The organism is Microvirga antarctica (assembly GCF_017921815.1).
GTDB lineage: Bacteria > Pseudomonadota > Alphaproteobacteria > Rhizobiales > Beijerinckiaceae > Microvirga > Microvirga antarctica.
In genome coordinates this window covers 1,356,633-1,370,264 of sequence record NZ_JAGEMM010000001.1, presented here as the reverse complement: position 1 = coordinate 1,370,264, position 13,632 = coordinate 1,356,633, and the positions used below count along the sequence as shown (strand labels likewise).

The following is a 13,632-nucleotide window of genomic DNA, read 5'->3' as shown; positions in this document are numbered from 1 at the left end:
GGACCACATTGGAGGATTTCAGATGTTGACCAAGCGCGCCGGTTTTAAACTGGCAACGGCGTTCGCCGCCCTCATGGTTGCAGGCTCGGCGCAGGCCGCCGAGAAGCTGCGGCTCCTGACCTGGGCGGATTACGCTCCGGCCGATATCGTTCAGCAGTTCACGAAAGAGACCGGCATCGACGTCGAGATCACCCTTTCCAACAACGAGGAGATGATTTCGAAGCTCCGCGCCACCCAGGGCGCCGGCTTTGATCTGGTCCAGCCGAGCCAGGACCGTATCGCCGGCCCGCAGGCTGAGTTCGGCATCTACAAGCCGCTCGATCTCACCAAGCTGAAATCGGACCTGTTCATCGCTTCCATGCTGGCGGCGACCAAAAAGAACACCACCATCGGCGGCAAGGTCTATGGCGTGCCGCATATCTGGGGCACCGACGGCCTCGTGGTGAACACGAAGGCTGCGCCTGCGGTTGCCGATTACAACGATCTGTGTGGTGCTGCTGTCGCCGGCAAGGCCAGCTTCCGGGCCAAGCGTCCGACGCTGATCGCCTTCGCGTTCGCCAACGGCATGGACCCCTTCGCCGCCTACGGCGACGCCAAGGCCTATTCGGCCCTGATGGACAAGGTCGGCGCCAAGCTGGCGGAGTGCAAGAAGAACGTGAAGTTCTTCTGGGACGGCAAGGACCAGCTGCTCAACGCCCTTCGCACGGGTGAAGTGGTGGCAGCCATGGCGTGGGATACGGGCGGCTGGAAGCTGAACGCCGAGAACCCGGAGATCAAGTTCGTCGCTCCGAAATCGGGCGCACTGGGCTGGATCGACACCTTCGCGATCCCCGCCAAGGGCCGCAACGACGATGCTGCCTACAAGTGGATCAACTTCAACATGCGGCCTGAGATCGCCGCCAAGGTGGCAGCCGCTGCGGGCAACTTCACGGCTTCGAACGGGGCCGACAAGCTCATGCAGGGCAAGCTGAAAGATCAGTTCGCCGAGAGCTTCCCCAAGGCCGCCATCGACAACATCAAGTGGTATCCGGCCGTCCCTGCCGGCATCGAGGAGATCGAGGGCAAGGTCCTCGACCGTCTGAAAGCCGGCTCGTAACGCGCCAACCGATTGATCATCATCCCCCGGCTCGACCGGGGGATGACTTTTTGTGTGTGCGCATTCCATGGCTTCTTCCAACGATCTCGACATCGTCAACGTCACCAAGCGCTTTGGCTCGCATGCGGCCGTGGAGGATGTGTCGTTCAGCGTCGCGCCGGGCGAGTTCTTCTCGATTCTCGGTCCGTCCGGCTGCGGCAAGACCACGTTGATGCGCATGATCGCCGGCTTCGAGCATCCGACCTCCGGCGATATCCGCATCCGAGACCGCTCCATGATCGGGGTTCCGGCCAATCGCCGGCCGGTCAACATGGTGTTTCAAAGTCTTGCGCTGTTTCCGATGATGAGCGTGGGCGAAAACGTCGCCTACGGCATGACCTGCCGCGGGGTGGGGCGCGCTGAGGCCGACGAACGGGCGGCGCGAATGCTGGAGCGGGTTGGCCTCAATGGCTTCGGGCACCGGCAGGTGACCGCCCTGTCCGGCGGCCAGCGTCAGCGCGTGGCGATCGCGCGGTGCCTCGTGCTCGAGCCGACTCTCGTGCTGCTGGACGAGCCGCTCGGTGCGCTGGATCTCAAGCTGCGCGAGCACATGAAGATCGAGCTGAAGCAGCTGCAGGGCACCTTCAACACCACCTTCGCCTATATCACCCATGACCAATCCGAGGCGCTGGTCATGTCGGACCGGATTGCCGTCATGAATGGCGGCCGATTTGAACAAATCGGCAGCCCGCGCGATCTCTACCACAATCCTGGCACGCCGTTCGTCGCGAGTTTCGTCGGCGAGACAAATCGCTGGCGCGGCGCGGTCTCGGGGGCGGCCGATCGTGGCCTGTCGGTACGTCTCTCGTCGGGCGTGCTGGCGCAAGGCCGTGGCGATGCAAAAACCGGCGACGCCCTGTGCTTCGTGCGTCCCGAGGCCATCGCGCTTGCGGCCGAGGCCGGCGCGCTGCAGATCCTTCCCAACCGCTTCGAGGGGCGCGTGTCCGCGGTGTTGTTCGACGGCGCGAATTCCAGCCTGCTCATCAATGCTGCGGGTTTCGACGAGCCGATCCGCGCGGTGCTGCCTCAGGCGGGCCCGCTGGCGGGCATCACCGTCGGGGCGCCCATCCATGTGGGCTGGACCGCGGACGCCATGAAGGTCTTTGCCGCATGACATCGGCCCGCCGCCTCACCCTGTTCCTCATGATGGCTCCGGCCATCCTGTGGCTTGGGCTTCTCATCGTGCTGCCGCATGTGGAAATCCTCATCCTGTCGTTCAGCGAACGGGTGGCGCCGCGGGTCTATCAGTTCGGCTTCGGCAACTATCTCGAGTTCTTCACCGAGCCGCTTTACTGGCGCACCTTCGCCCGCACGGCGATCATGTCGATCCTGGTGACGGCCATCACCTTGCTGCTCGCCTTTCCGATCGCGCTCTACATCGCCCGGGTGGCGCGGGGCCGCGTGAAGGCGATGCTGCTGCTGCTTTGCCTGCTGCCGTTCTGGGTGTCCGAGTTGGTGCGCACGCTGGGCTGGATGATGCTGCTGCGCGAGACCGGGTTGATTTCCTACCTTTTGCGCGCCACGGGCCTTGCCACCCAGCCGGTGGAGCTTCTCTACAACGACGGCGCGGTGATCCTGGGCCTCGTCTATGGCGGGCTTCTCTTCATGATCGTGCCGTTGGCGAATGCGCTGGAAAGCCTTGATCCGTCGGTGGTAGAGGCGGGCTACGATCTCGGCGGCTCGCGCGCCACGGTTCTGCGCCGCATCGTCATCCCGCACGCCATGCCCGGCATCGTCGCGGGCTCGATCATCGTTTTCATGCTGACCGTGGGGAATTTCGCGACGCCGGTTCTGCTCGGCGGCAAGAACGGCCTGTGGTTCACCGAGCAGATCTACGCCCAGTTCATCACGCGCTTCAACTGGCCCCAGGGGGCGGCCTTCGGCATGCTGTTGCTGCTGCTGTCATCGGCCATCGTGTGGGCCGGCCTGCGCCTGACAGGGCAGGGGCTCGGCACCACCTTGCGGCAGGCTTGAACCCATGAACCGTCCTTCGCTCCTCTGGAAAGCCTACATCGCGGCCTTCTACATCTTCCTGTTCGCGCCCCTCGTGGTGGTGGCGGTGTTCGCGTTCAACGCGAGCCCGTTTCCCTCGCCGCCCTGGCGTGGCTTCACGCTCGAATGGTTCACCGGCACCGGCGCGGTCTTTCCCAAGCCCGGCGTGCTGCGCGATCCGATCTGGCTCACCAGCATCGGCAATAGCCTGAAGGTTGCCGTTCCGGTCGCGCTGCTGGCGGTGATCATCGGCACCATCAATGCATGGGTGCTCGAGCGCGCGCAGTTTCCCGGCAAGACCCTTTTGGCCATGATGATGCTGTGGCCGCTCGTCATTCCCGGCGTGGTGCTGGGCATTTCAATACTGGCGTTTTTCTCCCGCCTGGCGAACGGCCTCGAGGACTGGCTTCAGATGGATCTCGACCTGATGCGCCCCGGGCTCGGTCTCGTGGTGTTGGGCCAGCTCTCTTTCATCCTCACCATCTCGACGCTCATCATCGCCGCACGGCTGCGCAAGTTCGACCGCTCGCTCGAGGAAGCGGCCTTCGACCTCGGGGCGAGCCGCGGCCGCGTGCTGCGGACCATCACGTTGCCGTTCCTGCGTCCGGCTCTCGTGGGGGCGGGTCTGGTGGCGCTGCTGATGTCGTTCGAGAACTTCAACACGACGCTGATGCTCGTCGGATCGGATGCGCCCCTGCCCATCACCATGTATGGCCAGATGCGCGAAGGCGCGACGCCGGCCATCAATGCCGTCAGCCTTTTGGTGATGCTGGCCGTGGGCGCCATCGCCAGCCTGTTCGCGCTCACATCGAAGTCGCAGGCCTGAGGCCCGCCGGGCTGTGATGTCGCCGAACGCGCGTTTGCTGCCGTCGTCAGGAGGCTCAACGGCCGCAAAAGAACGCTTGCGAAGAGCTGGCGCTACTCGCCCCAGGTCCGCTCCAGCACATTGACCCAGTTCTCGTAACAGAGCTTGCGCAAAGTTGCGTCGTCGTAGCCATGGCGGCGCATGGCGTCCACGAGGCGCGGCAGGCCCGTCACGTCGCCGATGGCATTGGGGATGGTCGCGCCATCGAAATCGGAGCCGAGGCCGACACCGTCGACGCCCACATGGTCAATCAGATGATCCATGTGGCGGACCATCTCTTCCAGTGGCGTGTTGTCATTGCGCTGTCCGTCCGGCCGGATGAACGAGGTGGCGAAATTGACGCCGACCATGCCGTTGCTCTCCCGGATGGCGGCAAGCTGCGTGTCGAGCAGGTTGCGCGAGTGGGGGCTCACCGCATGGGCATTCGAATGGGTCGCAACGAGCGGTGCGTCGGAGATTTTCGCGACGTCCCAAAACCCCTTTTCGTTGAGATGCGAGAGGTCGATCATGATCTTGCGCGCGTTGCAGGCGCGCACGAGATCCCGGCCGAGGTCGGTGAGACCCGGTCCCGTATCGGGGCCCGACGGGTAGCGGAACGGCACCCCGTGGCCAAAGATGTTCGAGCGGCTCCAGACCGGGCCGATGGAGCGCAGCCCGCTCTCATGCAGCAGGTCGAGCATGTAGAAATCCGGGTCGATGCCCTCGGCGCCCTCGATGTGCAGGATGGTGGCGAGGGTGCCGTTCGCGAGGCAGGCGCGAATGTCGGCGGCCGTCCGGCACACCTTTACGGCACCCTTTGACGCCCGCTCGATGCGCAGCAGGAGCGCCGACATGTGCACGGTGACCTGCTGGCTGCGGCACAGCTCCAGCTCCGGCGGCAGCGGAATGTCGTATTGCGACTTGGTCATCAGGTCGTCGATGTCGAGGCTCATGCCCTCGGATGGCACGTAGACGGCGAAAAAGCCGCCCACGAATCCGCCCTGCTTCATGCGGGGCAGATCGAGGTGTCCGAGATTGTCCCCCTCGAGGAAATCTCGTTCCGGATGCGTTTTTCCTCGCATCAGCCGCAGCAGAACGTCGTTATGGCCGTCGAAGACCGGCATCAGGGGCGAGCGTGACATGAAGGGCACCAAGACTAACGAAGGAGCGGAACCGCCCGGTTGCAGATCTAAGCCGGTGCGACGGCCCCGCGGGTAAAGCCCTGACTCGCTTGAATCAAGGCGCGAGTATATGCGTCTGCCGCCGCGCCGGAGCGCAAGGCCACGGCCGTCGTCTCTTCGACCGCCTCGCCTTGACGCATGACGAGCAGACGCTCGCACAGATGGGCCACAACCGCCAGATCATGGCTGACCAGCACGTAGGTCAGGCCCAGACGCACCCTCAGGTCGTCGAGCAGATTGAGCACCTCGGCCTGGACCGAAGCGTCGAGCGCCGATGTGGGTTCGTCCAGCAGCAGGACCTTGGGCCGCAGGATCAGCGCGCGCGCAATAGCGATGCGCTGGCGCTGGCCGCCGGAGAGCTGATGCGGGTAGCGGAAGCGGAACGATGGGCCGAGGCCAACCTCGCGCAGGGCCTCGAGAATCCGCGCCTCGGCGTTCTTTTCTCCGTGGATCGCCAGCGGTTCGGACAGGGTGCGGTCCACCGTGTGGCGGGGATGCAGGGACGCGTAGGGGTCCTGAAAGACCATCTGGACGGTGCGGTAGAACGCCTTGTCGCGCGGGGATCGAACCTCCTCGCCGCCGACCAGCACGCGCCCGGCTGAAATCGGCGCGAGCCCGCAGATGGCGCGCAAAACCGTCGACTTGCCGGAGCCCGATTCGCCCACGAGCCCGAAGGAGGCCCCCGGCTCGACCTGAAAGCTGACGCCCTTGACGGCGTCCACGCGCAGGCGGCCGGCGCCGAAGACCACGGAGAGATTCTGAATATCGAGCATCGCGTTTGTCACAGCGCCCACGCGGGGTCGCGGGTGAGCGTCGGCAACGGCCGCACGTCATCCTGCAGCTTGGGAAGGCAGTTCAGCAGCCCGCGGGTATAGGGATGCTGTGCATCCCGGAGGTTGCTGGCGGCGATTTCCTCCACCACGTGACCTGCATACATTACGAGAACGCGGTCGCAGAAGGACGAGACGAGCTTGAGATCGTGCGAGATGAAGATCAGCCCCATGCCGCGGGTGGTGACCAACTCGTCGAGGATGCGCAGCACCTCGATCTGCACCGTGACGTCGAGGGCGGAGGTGGGCTCGTCGGCGATCAGCATGTCGGGGTCTGTGACAAGCATCATGGCGATCATCGCGCGCTGGCCCATGCCGCCCGAGACCTCGTGCGGGTAGAGGCTGAAGACGCGCACAGGATCGCGCATCTTCACCGCCTCCAGCATGGCCAGCGTCTTGTCGCGCGCCTCGGCCCGGGAGGCTTTGCGATGGGCCTGGTAGGCCTCGATGATCTGCTCGCCGATGGTCATGACCGGGTTGAGGGAATATTTCGGGTCCTGCATCACCATGGAGATACGGCCCCCGCGCAGGGTGCGTAGAGTCCGCCGCGAGGCTTTCAGCAGATCGATTCCGTCAAAGGTCAGGCGTTTGGCCGAGACCTCGCCGGGGGGCGGCGTCAGGCCGAGAATCGCCCGGCCGGTCTGGGATTTCCCCGATCCGGATTCGCCCACGATGCCGAGCCGTTCGCGGCCGAGCTGGAAGGACACGCCGCGCACCGCTTCGACAATGCCCGTGCGCAGGTGGAAGCGGACGCGCAGATCCTCGACTTCGAGCAGGTTTGCGGTCATCTGGCGGCCTTCGGATCGAGCACGTCGCGCAGGCCATCGCCGAGCAGGTTGAAGCCGAGGCTGACCACGAAGATCGCGGCCCCCGGCATGGCGGCGACCCACCATTGATCGATGAGATAATTGCGGCCCGTTGCCACCATGGCGCCCCATTCCGGCATTGGCGGTTGCGCACCAAGCCCGAGAAACCCCAGTCCTGCGGCCGTCAGGATGATGCCCGCCATGTCGAGCGTCACGCGGACGATGAGGGACGACAGGCACAGGGGCACCACGTGGCCCAGGATGATGCGCGGCGTGGATGCCCCCTGCAGCTTCACGGCTGCGATGAAATCGCTGTTGCGGATCATCAACGTCTCGGCGCGCGCGATGCGCGCATAAGGCGGCCACGACGTGATGGCGATGGCGATGATGGCGTTGTCGATGCCAGGTCCGAGGGCCGCGACGAAAGCGAGAGCCAGGATCAGACGCGGGAAGGCGAGGAAGATATCGGTGATGCGCATCAGCACCGTGTCGACCCACCCGCCGAGATAACCCGCTACCGTTCCCATGAGCAGGCCGATGGGCGTGGCGATGATGGCGACCAGCATCACGACCCACAGCGTGGTGCGCGAACCGTAGACGACGCGCGAGAAGATATCGCGGGCCAGATCGTCCGTGCCGAACAGGTGGGCGGCGCTCGGCGGCAGCAGCCGCTCGGTGCGAAGATCCCCGCCCACGATGGGCGAATAGGGAGCGATGAGATTGGCGAAGATCGCCACCAGCACCAGCAGCAGCACGATGCCGAGGCCCAGCACCGCCAGCGGATTCTTGGAGAACGCCCGCCAGCCGAGATAGAAGCGCCCGAGGCGCGCCTGCCAGCGGGACGCCGGTTCCGGCGACAGCAGCCAGGCGCGAGTGCCGGCGGGAGGGGAGAGGGGAGGCGCGCCGGCCATCAGCGGGTCCTCGGATCAAGCAGGTGGTAGAGAATATCGGACACGAGGTTGAGCAACACGAACACCGCGCCGATCACGAGCGTTCCGCCGAGCACCGCGTTCATGTCGGCATTCTGCAGCGAGTTCGTGATGTACTGGCCGAGGCCCGGCCACGCGAAAACCGTCTCGGTGAGGACAGACCCTTCGAGCAGGTTGGCGTAGGACAGGGCGATCACGGTGACCAACGGGACCGCGGCGTTGCGCAGGGCGTGCCGCCAGATCACGCGCATCTCCGACAGGCCCTTCACGCGTGCGGCAATGACGTATTCCTGCGCCAGTTCGTTGAGCATGAACGAGCGCGTCATGCGGCTGATATAGGCAAGCGAGAAATAGCCCAAAAGGCAGGCCGGCAGTGCAATATGCGACAGCGCATTCCAGAAGGCGTCCATCTGTCCCTGCATCAGGGTGTCGAGAAGGACAATGTTGGTGACCGGCGTGTACATGTAGGAATAGGTGACGTCGAGCCGGCCCGGTCCCTCGACCCAGCCGAGCTTCGCGTAGAACAGCAGCAACCCCATCAGGCCAAGCCAGAAGATCGGCACGGAATAGCCGACAAGCCCGAGGAGGCGCACGAGCTGATCGATCCAGCTCCCGCGCTTGACGGCCGCCAGCACGCCGAGCGGAATGCCGATGAGCGTGCCGATCAGCGTGCCCAGCGTGGCGAGTTCGAGCGTGGCCGGAAAGGTCGTCAGGATATCGCTCATGACCGGGTTGGTCGTGAGCACGGAATTGCCGAAATCGCCGGTGGCGGCCTTTTTCACATAGATGACGAACTGCTCGATGAGCGGCCTGTCGAGGCCGAGTTCCTTGCGGGCCCGGTCATAGACAGCTGGCGGCGCGCGGTCGCCGACGACTGCCAGGACGGGGTCGATGGGAACGATCCGACCGATGAAGAAGGTGACGGCAACCAGCCCGAGAAGCGTCGTCGCGAGGACGAGCCCGAACTTGATCGCTCGCGTGAGAAAGAGGCGGAGAGCACCGACGTGCCCTCCGCCCTGATTCAGGGTTGCCGAAGCCATCGGGTGGTTATTTCTTCGTGGCTTGAGCGACGCTGTTCATGTCGAAGGACGGACCGATGATGACGCCATCCACATTCTTCCGAAGGGCAATGACCTCGATCTGCTGAAGGAATGTCACGAAGGGTCCGTCGGCCAGAACGGCCTTCTGAAGTTCCTTGTACATGGCGGCGCGCTTGGCGGCGTCGGGCTCCAGGACGGCCGCACGGGTCTTGGCCGTGAGCGGACCCGGATCCCACGCGTTGCGCCAGGCGAGCGGCTTGGCCTTCGCCGTGTCCGAATTGTCGTCGTTGGCCGCGAAGGTGTCGGCGTTGGTGTTGGGGTCCTGATAATCCGCACCCCAGTTGCCGATATAGATATCGTGCTGGCGGGCGCGATACTTGGTCAGGGTCTGCTTGCTGTCCCCCGGGATGATCTCGATCTTGATCCCGGCCTGCGCCATCGTCTGCTGGATCGCCTGTGCAATGCCGGTTATCTCCGGGGTCGAACGGGTGTCCATGGTGACGGTGAAGCCGTCTTTCAGGCCCGCCTTGGCAAGCAGTTCCTTCGCCTTGGCCACGTCGAGCTTATAAGGGTTCTCATTCAACTCGCCGAGGAAGCCCTTCGGCAGGAAGCTTTGGTGAACTTCGCCCTTGTTCTTCATGATGGTGTCGGTGATGGCCGCGTAATCCACCAGCCATTTCATCGCCTCTCGCACCTCTGGCTTGGCGAGGTTCGGGTTCTTCTGGTTCAGGCCCAGATAGTAGATCGTTCCCTTGGGGCCGTTCTCGACCTTGATATCCGGGTTCTTGGCAACGGCCGCGAGCTCCTCCGGGTTCAGGTTGCGGGCAATGTCCACGTCGCCCTTTTCAAGCAACAGGCGCTGGGTGGCGGTTTCCTTGATGTGACGAATGATGACCCGGGCAAGAGGGGTCTTCTTCTCGTAGTTCGGATTGCGCTCGAGGACGATCACCTCGTTGGCCTTCCAGTCGCGGATGGCGTAGGGGCCCGAGCCTGCGTAGTGGGTCTTGAGCCAGGCATAGCCCATGTCTCCATCCTTCTCGTTCTGGAGCAGGAGCTTCTTGTCGACCACCGAGGCAACGGTCGAGGTCATGCAGTAGAGAACGAAGGTCGGGGCGTAGGCCTTGTCGAGTTCGACGCTCACCTCCATGGGACCGGCGAGCTTGATCTTGTCCTTGGCGTTGTCCTTCGTCAGGCCGAACTGGCCGATGATGAAGGCGGGCGACTTGTCGAGGATGACCGCGCGCTGCAGCGAGAATACGACGTCCTCGGCGGTCAGGGGATTGCCGGAATTGAATTTCTTGCCGGGGCGGATCTTGAACGTGAAGGTCTTGCCGTCGGGCGAAACCGTCCAGGATTCGGCCACCTCGCCAAAGATCTTCGACACATCCTTGGGATCATAATTGATCAGCCGCTCATAGGTGTTGCCGGCGATCTCCGACGAGCTGAATTCGAAGATCTCCGCCGGATCGAGCGAGATGACGTCGTCGATCTGCCACGCTTCGACGAGGGTGTCCGGCGGGGTCGCGGCGCGGACGGCAGAGAACGATGTCGCCATCAGGCCTACGACGGCCGCCGACATCAGAAGTTTGGACATGTGTCTCATTGACGGGTTTCCCTCACGGCGCTCCGAGCGCCTGTTTTGCGGGCGTATGAATGCAAATCGGACTCGGTCTGTCGAGTCTCCGAACTGGTTTTGAAGTGGTAAACCTCGCCGGTCCGTGGCGCGCGCCCGTGCTACATTATCCGAAAGTCTAAGGCTTGGCCATTCGCCTTGGCTGGCTTGGCCAGGACAGCTCAAGTGTGGCAAAGGCAGTGGTATCGCGGTCAGCAGGTGAAGTGCAGTGTCAGACCAAACCCCCAAACCCTCGTCCAACGCCATGTGGGGCGGTCGATTCTCGTCGACCCCCAGCGCGCTGATGGAGGCGATCAACGCCTCGATCGGCTTCGACAAGCGCCTCGCCGCGCAGGATATCCAGGGATCGCTCGCCCATAGCGCGATGCTGGCCCGTCAGGGCATCATCAGCGACGACGACCGGGCTGCCATCCACGGCGGGCTGCAGCGGATCCTGGGCGAGATCGAATCCGGGGATTTCGTCTTCTCGACCGCCCTTGAAGACATTCATATGAACATCGAAAGCCGGCTCCGCGAGGTGGTGGGCGACCCGGCGGCGCGCCTCCACACGGCGCGCAGCCGCAACGACCAGGTGGCGGTCGACATCCGCCTCTGGGTGCGTGACGCCCATGACCGGACCGACGAGCAGCTCACTGCGCTGATGAAGGCGTTGCTGGCCAAGGCCGAGCCGCATGCGGCCACCGTCATGCCGGGCTTTACCCACCTGCAGAGCGCGCAGCCCGTCACCTTCGGGCACCATCTCCTCGCCTACGTGGAAATGTTCGCCCGCGACCGGGGACGCATCCGCGATTCCCGCAAGCGCCTCAACGAGTGCCCGCTGGGCGCAGGCGCGCTGGCCGGCACATCCTTCCCCATCGATCGCCACCAGACCGCCAAGGCCCTGGGTTTCGACGGCCCGACCCGCAACTCGCTCGATTCGGTGTCGGACCGCGACAGCCTGCTGGAATTCCTTTCGGCGGCGGCGATTTCGGCCATGCACCTGTCGCGGCTGGCCGAGGAAATCATCATCTGGATGTCGGCCCCGTTCGGGTTCGTGCGCCTGCCGGATCGTTGGACCACCGGGTCGAGCATGATGCCGCAGAAGCGCAACCCCGATGCGGCCGAGCTGGTGCGCGGCAAGACCGGCCGGGTCATCGGGGCGCTGATGGCGTTGCTGACGGTCATGAAGGGCCTCCCGCTGACCTATTCCAAGGACATGCAGGAGGACAAGGAACAGGTCTTCGATGCGGCCGACACCATCGAGATCGTGCTCGCGGCCATGACCGGGATGATCCAGGACCTGGAGCCCGTCCCCGAGCGGATGGCAGCGGTCGCCGGCGCCGGGTTCTCGACGGCCACCGACCTTGCCGACTGGCTGGTCCGCAGTCTCGATATCCCGTTCCGGGATGCCCATCACATTACCGGCCGGATCGTCTCGGAGGCGGAATCGCGCGGCTGCAGTCTCGAGGACCTGCCGCTGGCGGTCATGCAGGCGGTCGAGGCGCGCATCGACGACAGTCTCTATCAGGTGCTCGGCGTCGAGAACTCGGTCCGCTCCCGGACGAGCTTCGGCGGGACCTCGCCTGCCAATGTGGTCGAGCAGATCGCATGGTGGCGCGGGCGTGTATGAGCGGGTGTCTGGCAGCCCTTGAACGGTTACGATGTGACCGCCATATGGATATCAACGCCCGAAAGGGTCGCCTGAGTGCCGCATAAGCGGGCTCAAACCGAACGAAGTGCCTCTAACCTTGGGCTTCGAAATATGTCGCGTCATTCGCCTTTCGGGCATCCATTTCTTCTGGGTTTCGACGAGATCGAGCAGGCGCTCGACCGTGTCGCCAAAGCCGGTGGAGACGGGTATCCCCCCTACAACATCGAGCGCGTGGCGCGCACGCCCAACGATCCCGAGCGTCTCAGGATCACCCTTGCGGTTGCCGGTTTCACCCGGGAACAGCTTGACGTGACTCTCGAAGAGAGCCAGCTCGTGGTCAGGGGTCGTCAGATCGACGACAAGACGAGGCACTTCCTGCATCGCGGCATTGCCGCCCGTCAGTTCCAGCGCGCCTTTCTCCTTGCCGAAGGCATGGAGGTCCTGGGCGCGGACCTGGCGAATGGCCTCCTGTCGATCGATCTCGTCCGGCCTGAGCCGGATCGGATCGTCCGCAAGATCGTCATCGCCTCGCCGGATCAGACGTAGGAACGCCGCGAAGGAGACGTCGATGAACATATCCTTGAAAACCTATGCGGAAACGCCGTTCAATGTCGCCGAGCTGGCAGCGTTGGGCGAGGGGACCATGGCCTATGTCCGTCCGATGCTGTCGGACGACATTGCCCGGATCTTCCCCCAGGCTCCGAAGATCGAGCCCGGCCTGCATCTCTTCGCCCTGCTGTCCGCCAGCGGCGAGCCCATCCTGTTGACCGACAGCCGTGATGCGGCGGTCGCCAACGCCTGGGCGCATGATCTCGAGACGGTGAGCCTCCACTAGGGGCTCACCCCTCACCCCTCATGCAATCGCCTCGACGGCCCGGATCATACGGTCGAGGTCTTCCTGACGCGACAGGCGGTGGTCGCCATCCTTCACGAGTGTGAGCGAGACGTTGTCGCCGGGCAGGTGCTCGACGAGCTCCATCGCATGACTCCAGGGTACGTCCGGGTCCTGCATTCCCTGCAGAATGTGAATCGGACAGCCCGTCAGCACTGGCCCGCCGAGCAGAAGGTGTGTCCGCCCATCCTCGATAAGGCGCCTGGTGATCGGGTAGGGCGCTTCCGAATAGGCAGAATGGCGCAGGTAGAAGCCCGTTTCATTGAGCTGGCGCTTCATGTCGTCCGTGAAGCGGTCCCACACGAGGCGTTGGGTGAAATCGACCGCGGGTGCGATGAGCACAAGTCCGGCCGGCGGCCGGGCGCCGGTTGCAGCAAGCCGCCGGGCGACCAACAGCGCGATCCAACCGCCGAGCGACGAGCCCACAATGATGGGCGCGCCTGAGACAAGGCCGTTGATGACCGCAAGAGCTTCCTCAAGCCAGCGCGAGATGGTGCCGTCCTCGAACGCGCCTTCCGATTCGCCGTGGCCCGAATAGTCGAAGCGGATGAAAGCCCGACCGGACCGGGCGGCCCAGGCGTCGAGGGTTTCCGCTTTCGTCGACCGCATGTCCGACTTATAACCGCCGAGCCAGACGACCGGTGGCCCGTTTCCCTCGCGCGCCAGTGCAGCAATCACGCGCGCTTCGGCGCCGTGGCCGATCGTCAAATTCTGCCGCAT

At 64.3% G+C, this 13,632-nt stretch carries 14 protein-coding genes; 7 read left to right on the top strand and 7 right to left on the bottom strand.

Features of this window, described 5'->3' with window-relative positions; all coding sequences use genetic code 11:
* The first annotated feature begins 22 nt into the window (after positions 1-22).
* From J4G32_RS06650 to J4G32_RS06635, 4 genes are all read left to right on the top strand, one after another.
* Positions 23-1,096, top strand: a complete 1,074-nt coding sequence (locus J4G32_RS06650; RefSeq protein ID WP_210485312.1) for an extracellular solute-binding protein — start codon at positions 23-25, stop codon at positions 1,094-1,096.
* Positions 1,097-1,163: 67 nt separating this feature from the next.
* Positions 1,164-2,249: an ABC transporter ATP-binding protein gene (locus tag J4G32_RS06645; RefSeq protein ID WP_210485311.1), complete on the top strand. Its 1,086-nt coding sequence runs from the start codon at positions 1,164-1,166 to the stop codon at positions 2,247-2,249.
* Positions 2,246-3,109 carry an ABC transporter permease gene (locus J4G32_RS06640; RefSeq protein ID WP_210485310.1) on the top strand — a complete coding sequence of 288 codons (864 nt, stop codon included), beginning with the start codon at positions 2,246-2,248 and terminating at the stop codon, positions 3,107-3,109. The genes J4G32_RS06645 and J4G32_RS06640 overlap by 4 nt, the downstream gene beginning before the upstream one ends.
* Before the next feature lie 4 nt (positions 3,110-3,113).
* A complete protein-coding gene (locus J4G32_RS06635; RefSeq protein WP_210485309.1) occupies positions 3,114-3,953 on the top strand; it encodes an ABC transporter permease in 840 nt (279 codons plus the stop codon).
* Positions 3,954-4,045: 92 nt separating this feature from the next.
* On the opposite strand, the gene J4G32_RS06630 is transcribed toward J4G32_RS06635, so the two are convergent.
* Genes J4G32_RS06630 through J4G32_RS06605 form a run of 6 tightly spaced genes read right to left on the bottom strand, consistent with a single transcriptional unit; the run spans position 4,046 to position 10,351 of the window.
* Complete coding sequence (locus tag J4G32_RS06630) at positions 4,046-5,113, bottom strand: dipeptidase (RefSeq protein WP_210485308.1); 1,068 nt, start codon at positions 5,111-5,113, stop codon at positions 4,046-4,048.
* Positions 5,114-5,160: 47 nt separating this feature from the next.
* Positions 5,161-5,937, bottom strand: a complete 777-nt coding sequence (locus J4G32_RS06625; RefSeq protein WP_210485533.1) for an ABC transporter ATP-binding protein — start codon at positions 5,935-5,937, stop codon at positions 5,161-5,163.
* On the bottom strand, positions 5,934-6,770 hold the full coding sequence (locus J4G32_RS06620; protein ID WP_210485307.1) for an ABC transporter ATP-binding protein: 837 nt from the start codon (positions 6,768-6,770) through the stop codon (positions 5,934-5,936). Before J4G32_RS06620 ends, J4G32_RS06625 begins: the two co-directional genes overlap by 4 nt.
* A complete protein-coding gene (locus tag J4G32_RS06615; RefSeq protein WP_210485306.1) occupies positions 6,767-7,699 on the bottom strand; it encodes an ABC transporter permease in 933 nt (310 codons plus the stop codon). The genes J4G32_RS06620 and J4G32_RS06615 overlap by 4 nt, the downstream gene beginning before the upstream one ends.
* Positions 7,699-8,757, bottom strand: a complete 1,059-nt coding sequence (locus J4G32_RS06610; RefSeq protein ID WP_210485305.1) for an ABC transporter permease — start codon at positions 8,755-8,757, stop codon at positions 7,699-7,701. Before J4G32_RS06610 ends, J4G32_RS06615 begins: the two co-directional genes overlap by 1 nt.
* A 7-nt stretch (positions 8,758-8,764) precedes the next feature.
* Positions 8,765-10,351, bottom strand: coding sequence for an ABC transporter substrate-binding protein (locus J4G32_RS06605; RefSeq protein WP_425515497.1), 1,587 nt, complete (start codon positions 10,349-10,351; stop codon positions 8,765-8,767).
* A 283-nt stretch (positions 10,352-10,634) separates the two neighbouring features.
* On the opposite strand from J4G32_RS06605, the gene argH reads away from it, so the two are divergent.
* The 3 genes from argH to J4G32_RS06590 all read left to right on the top strand — a co-directional run bounded on the left by argH (position 10,635) and on the right by J4G32_RS06590 (position 12,855).
* A complete protein-coding gene (argH, locus tag J4G32_RS06600; RefSeq protein WP_210485532.1) occupies positions 10,635-11,999 on the top strand; it encodes an argininosuccinate lyase in 1,365 nt (454 codons plus the stop codon).
* 132 nt (positions 12,000-12,131) lie between these two features.
* Complete coding sequence (locus J4G32_RS06595; protein WP_210485303.1) at positions 12,132-12,566, top strand: Hsp20 family protein; 435 nt, start codon at positions 12,132-12,134, stop codon at positions 12,564-12,566.
* Between the two features lie 22 nt (positions 12,567-12,588).
* Positions 12,589-12,855, top strand: coding sequence for a BQ00720 family protein (locus tag J4G32_RS06590; RefSeq protein WP_210485302.1), 267 nt, complete (start codon positions 12,589-12,591; stop codon positions 12,853-12,855).
* An 18-nt stretch (positions 12,856-12,873) separates the two neighbouring features.
* Here J4G32_RS06590 and J4G32_RS06585 read toward each other — a convergent pair whose 3' ends face one another.
* Positions 12,874-13,632, bottom strand: a complete 759-nt coding sequence (locus J4G32_RS06585) for an alpha/beta hydrolase (protein WP_210485301.1) — start codon at positions 13,630-13,632, stop codon at positions 12,874-12,876.

What these genes read in the sequence shown, in the direction of transcription:
- J4G32_RS06650 (WP_210485312.1), top strand. Translation starts at nt 23, where the DNA reads ATGTTGACCAAGCGCGCCGGTTTTAAACTGGCAACGGCGTTCGCCGCC.
- J4G32_RS06645 (WP_210485311.1), top strand. Translation starts at nt 1,164, where the DNA reads ATGGCTTCTTCCAACGATCTCGACATCGTCAACGTCACCAAGCGCTTT.
- J4G32_RS06640 (WP_210485310.1), top strand. Translation starts at nt 2,246, where the DNA reads ATGACATCGGCCCGCCGCCTCACCCTGTTCCTCATGATGGCTCCGGCC.
- J4G32_RS06635 (WP_210485309.1), top strand. Translation starts at nt 3,114, where the DNA reads ATGAACCGTCCTTCGCTCCTCTGGAAAGCCTACATCGCGGCCTTCTAC.
- J4G32_RS06630 (WP_210485308.1), bottom strand. Translation starts at nt 5,113, where the DNA reads ATGTCACGCTCGCCCCTGATGCCGGTCTTCGACGGCCATAACGACGTT.
- J4G32_RS06620 (WP_210485307.1), bottom strand. Translation starts at nt 6,770, where the DNA reads ATGACCGCAAACCTGCTCGAAGTCGAGGATCTGCGCGTCCGCTTCCAC.
- J4G32_RS06615 (WP_210485306.1), bottom strand. Translation starts at nt 7,699, where the DNA reads ATGGCCGGCGCGCCTCCCCTCTCCCCTCCCGCCGGCACTCGCGCCTGG.
- J4G32_RS06610 (WP_210485305.1), bottom strand. Translation starts at nt 8,757, where the DNA reads ATGGCTTCGGCAACCCTGAATCAGGGCGGAGGGCACGTCGGTGCTCTC.
- J4G32_RS06605 (WP_425515497.1), bottom strand. Translation starts at nt 10,351, where the DNA reads ATGTCCAAACTTCTGATGTCGGCGGCCGTCGTAGGCCTGATGGCGACA.
- argH (WP_210485532.1), top strand. Translation starts at nt 10,635, where the DNA reads ATGTGGGGCGGTCGATTCTCGTCGACCCCCAGCGCGCTGATGGAGGCG.
- J4G32_RS06595 (WP_210485303.1), top strand. Translation starts at nt 12,132, where the DNA reads ATGTCGCGTCATTCGCCTTTCGGGCATCCATTTCTTCTGGGTTTCGAC.
- J4G32_RS06590 (WP_210485302.1), top strand. Translation starts at nt 12,589, where the DNA reads ATGAACATATCCTTGAAAACCTATGCGGAAACGCCGTTCAATGTCGCC.
- J4G32_RS06585 (WP_210485301.1), bottom strand. Translation starts at nt 13,632, where the DNA reads ATGCGGCAGAATTTGACGATCGGCCACGGCGCCGAAGCGCGCGTGATT.